Origin of the sequence: Candidatus Thioglobus sp. (genome assembly GCF_028599055.1) — a bacterium.
Lineage (GTDB): Bacteria > Pseudomonadota > Gammaproteobacteria > PS1 > Pseudothioglobaceae > Thioglobus_A.
The window spans coordinates 1-4,379 of sequence record NZ_JAQRMS010000101.1; the positions used below are offsets into that span (position 1 = coordinate 1).

Annotated in this window: 3 protein-coding genes and 1 pseudogene; 3 read left to right on the forward strand and 1 reads right to left on the reverse strand. The window is 39.8% G+C overall.

The genetic code is table 11. The annotated features are described in order from the left end of the window. The first annotated feature begins 17 nt into the window (after nucleotides 1–17). On the forward strand, nucleotides 18–1,886 hold the full coding sequence (thiC, locus tag PSN35_RS06285; RefSeq protein ID WP_300030995.1) for a phosphomethylpyrimidine synthase ThiC: 1,869 nt from the start codon (nucleotides 18–20) through the stop codon (nucleotides 1,884–1,886). A 295-nt stretch (nucleotides 1,887–2,181) separates the two neighbouring features. Beyond that, nucleotides 2,182–2,607: an ion channel gene (locus PSN35_RS06290; RefSeq protein WP_300030991.1), complete on the forward strand. Its 426-nt coding sequence runs from the start codon at nucleotides 2,182–2,184 to the stop codon at nucleotides 2,605–2,607. Here the strand turns inward: PSN35_RS06290 and waaA are convergent. Then, nucleotides 2,600–3,874, reverse strand: a complete 1,275-nt coding sequence (gene waaA / locus PSN35_RS06295) for a lipid IV(A) 3-deoxy-D-manno-octulosonic acid transferase (protein ID WP_300030993.1) — start codon at nucleotides 3,872–3,874, stop codon at nucleotides 2,600–2,602. The genes PSN35_RS06290 and waaA overlap by 8 nt on opposite strands. A 186-nt stretch (nucleotides 3,875–4,060) precedes the next feature. Here waaA and PSN35_RS06300 point away from each other — a divergent pair. Beyond that, nucleotides 4,061–4,379 (forward strand): annotated as a pseudogene (locus PSN35_RS06300) (GTPase ObgE); the annotation flags it as partial.

Sequence of the window (4,379 nt, forward strand, 5' to 3'; positions counted from 1 at the left end):
CACCGAATTATACAACAATGAGTCAATCAAGCGAAACCTTAACAAGCATGTCAAGCGTCAAAGAGGCGTTTATTCAGCCTTTTCCCAATTCTCACAAAATTTATGTCAAGGGTTCACGCTCAGACATTCAAGTGCCAATGCGTGAAATTACACTCACCGATACCATTGGTGAACTGGCTGAAAAAAACGACCCCGTACATGTCTATGACACTTCAGGTGTGTATACCGATCCAAGTGTCACCATTGATTTGCGTAAAGGCTTGGATAATATCCGTGAAACTTGGATTGATGAGCGTAATGACACGGATACGTTAGCAGGAATGAGCTCAACTTTTTCAAATCAGCGCTTGGATGACGCCGAGTTAGATGCCCTACGTTTTGAATTTTTGAAAACACCTAAGCGTGCTAAAACTGGTAAAAATGTCACGCAAATGCATTATGCCAAGCAAGGTATTATCACCCCGGAAATGGAGTACATCGCCATTCGTGAAAATTGCAAATGGCAAGATTACAAAGATCAAATTGGTCAGCAAAAGGGCCATAGTTTTGGCGCTGATATTCCGGATGTTATCACCCCTGAATTTGTCCGTTCTGAGGTGGCTCGTGGGCGTGCGGTAATTCCAGCGAATATTAACCATCCAGAAACTGAGCCGATGATTATTGGTCGTAATTTCATGGTGAAAATTAACGGTAATATTGGTAACTCGGCGCTAGGCTCAAGTATTGAAGAGGAAGTTGATAAGATGGTGTGGGGTATTCGCTGGGGTGCGGATACGATTATGGATTTATCAACCGGTAAAAATATTCATGAAACCCGCGAATGGATTATTCGTAACTCACCAGTGCCAATTGGTACAGTGCCAATTTACCAGGCTTTAGAAAAAGTTAACGGCATTGCTGAAGATCTTAATTGGGAAGTTTTTAGAGACACATTGATTGAGCAAGCTGAGCAAGGTGTGGATTATTTTACGATTCATGCAGGCGTGCGCTTACAACATGTGCCACTGACGATTGACCGCATTACCGGCATTGTATCTCGTGGTGGTTCAATTATGGCTAAATGGTGTTTGGCTCATCATCAGGAAAGCTTTATTTATACGCATTTTGAAGAAATTTGTGAAATCATGAAACAGTATGATATTACTTTTTCACTCGGTGATGGTTTGCGCCCAGGCTCTATTGCTGATGCCAATGACGCAGCGCAATTTGGTGAGCTAGAGACTCTGGGAGAGCTCACAAAAATTGCCTGGAAGCACGACGTGCAAACCTTTATTGAAGGTCCAGGTCATGTGCCAATGCAGATGATTAAAGAAAACATGGATAAGCAGCTTAAAGAGTGTGGTGAAGCGCCGTTTTATACTTTAGGCCCATTAACGACTGACATTGCCCCGGGTTATGATCACATTACTTCAGCAATTGGTGCTGCACAAATTGGTTGGTACGGTTGCGCTATGCTTTGCTACGTTACCCCAAAAGAGCACTTAGGTTTGCCAAATCAAGACGATGTTAAAGAAGGTATTATTGCTTACAAAATTGCCGCGCACGCTGCTGATTTGGCCAAAGGTCATCCAGGTGCGCAAATTCGCGACAATGCTTTATCTAAAGCGCGTTTTGAATTTAGATGGGAAGATCAGTTTAACTTAGGCTTAGACCCAGATACAGCACGAGAATATCATGATGAAACCATGCCAAAACAGGCGGCTAAAACGTCTCATTTTTGCTCTATGTGTGGCCCTAAATTTTGCTCAATGAAAATCACTCAAGAAATCAAAACCATGGATGATGAGGAAATTGCTAAGATTAATGCCATTCAAATCGAGATGGATCAAAAATCAGCTGAGTTTTTAGAGAATGATTCTGAAATTTACCTAAAAGAGGGTGCTTAAACAGCCATTTAAGAAATTTTCGAAATTTCTAGGTGTTTGAATTCTTTTAAGCAGCACTGCTTAGAAGGGTTAAGATTTTCACAGTTACAGTAGTTGTGTTTGGTCTGAAATACCACAAAATCCTTTAAAACATCGCCTTTTCCGGCTTTTAGTGCCTCTATATAGGCATTTTCACTAATGTTGAAACAATAGCATAGTGTTTTTTCGTTGGTTTTGGTATTACAACAGCCCATTTCAATTTTTTCCTAAATTTTTTCAGTACAATTGGTATCTCTTATTATAAGGATTTTCCCCTATGTGGCTTGCAGCATTAATTAACACCATTATTGTAGCGCTCAGTGTTTTAATTCATTATGAGTTTCTTTATCGGGCAACTACTTTTGTGCCAAGTATGAATATTAAACATCGTTTTAGAATTGTAGCCGTTGTTTTTATTGCGTTGATTGCGCATGTGGTTGAAATTTGGTTGTTCGCCATTGCTTATTTTTACATGAGTAAAGATGAAGCTTGGGGGTCAATTCAAGGTAATTTTGACGGTTCACTGATGGACAGTGTTTACTTTTCCTTTACTAATTTTTCCACGTTAGGATTTGGCGATATTGAGCCGTTTGGCGCCATTCGATTTTTAGTGGGCATGGAGGCTTTGGTTGGTTTTGTATTAATTACTTGGAGTGCTTCTTTTTTGTATTTTGAAATGCAGCGCTATTGGGATTCTAAATAATTTCTGCGATTAATTTACTAAGTCTGTTGACAGCGCCTTGTTGAGAATCAAAATACTGTTTAGCATTATCACCCAAGCTTTTTAGTTGTTTTTTGTCAGCTAACAGCTGGGTGATTTGTTCAAATAATTCATCAGCATTGTTTACTTGAATGCTGGCTTTTTGTTCTAACAAGTCCGCAGATATTTCGGCAAAGTTAAACACGGTTGGGCCGAAGATAATCGGCTTAGAGAGTGCAGCGGGCTCCAACATGTTGTGCCCACCTGTGTCATTTAAACTGCCACCCATAAAGACGATATCACTCACCTCAAAATAGCTCATCATCTCCCCCATAGAGTCACCTAATAGTGCGTCTGCCTGAGTGGCAGACCTTGCACTAGATCGACGCTCAATGGTTAGATCATATGATTTAATCAGTTTCTCAACTTGATTAAATCGTTCAGGATGTCTGGGTACAAAAACAAGTAAAAAATCAGTTTTCCCTTTAAACGTGGAAAAACTTTGAAGAATATTTTTCTCCTCTCCTTCGTGGGTGCTGGCAAACGTAACAACGGTTCGTGCTTGAGTTATTTTTCCTATGGCTGTGGTGGCAAGATTATTAGATTTAGGGTTTTGATCAAATTTGATATTGCCCGCATTAACCACCTTGTTTTTTGGTGCGCCAAGTTGGATAAAGCGATCTGCTGAATTTTGATTTTGCGTGGCAACCAAGCTTAAATTATTTAATGTTTGTTTCACCAGGCTAGCGGCAAATTGTTGATATTTTTTAAGCGATCTTTCAGACATTCTGGCGTTAACTAGAATGCTTGGAATACTGTTCTTTTTTAATGCATGAATCAAATTTGGCCAAATTTCTGTTTCCATTAGGATGCAAAGCTCAGGCTTGATTTGCTTAATGTAGCGTTTAACAATAAAGCCCAAATCAAATGGAAAGTACAAGTGCAAGACTTTGTTGTGATAGTGTTGTTTGATGGCATCTGATCCAGTTGGCGTGGTGCTAGTGACTAATATTCGATGATTGGAATACTGCTTTATCAGTGTATCAATTAATGAAATCGAGGCGCGAAATTCACCCACTGAAACACAATGAATCCAAATGACTGGCATGGGTATTTTTTTAACAAAGCCGAGCCTTTCATAAATCCTTTGGCGATAGTTCGAAGCTTTAATAGATTTAAACAACAGACGAATAATTAAAACGGGTAGAAGTGAATATCCAATGAGGCTGTAAAGGGTTCGATTCATCTGTCGGTGGTATAATGGCTTCATTATATTTTAGCGGTTTGCAAAGAAGTCTTTGCATAATTATGAATAATCATCAAAACACCATCTTCCACCAACTTGGAAATTTTTTAAAATATAGCCATAGAGCAACCATGCCTGTATTTTCTAAAATCTCCAATTTAGTAAAATCCAGTATTTTTCTAATCATCCATAATCATACAAAGGTTTCTTGTGAAGTTTGTTGATTCTGCCAGTATTCGTGTTGAAGCGGGCAAAGGTGGCGCCGGTTGTTTGGGTTTCCGTCGAGAAAAGTATATCCCTGATGGTGGCCCTGACGGCGGTGATGGCGGTGATGGTGGCCATGTTTATTTTCGTGGACAAGAAGGGCTAAACACGCTTAGTGAATTTCGCTTTAATCGTTTATTTAGAGCAAAAAATGGCCAGCCAGGTTCGGGGCAGAATAAGCGCGGAAAATCAGCTGACCATCTAACCGTTGAAATTCCATTAGGCACAAAAGTTTACGATCTAGAAACTGATGAACTTATCGGTG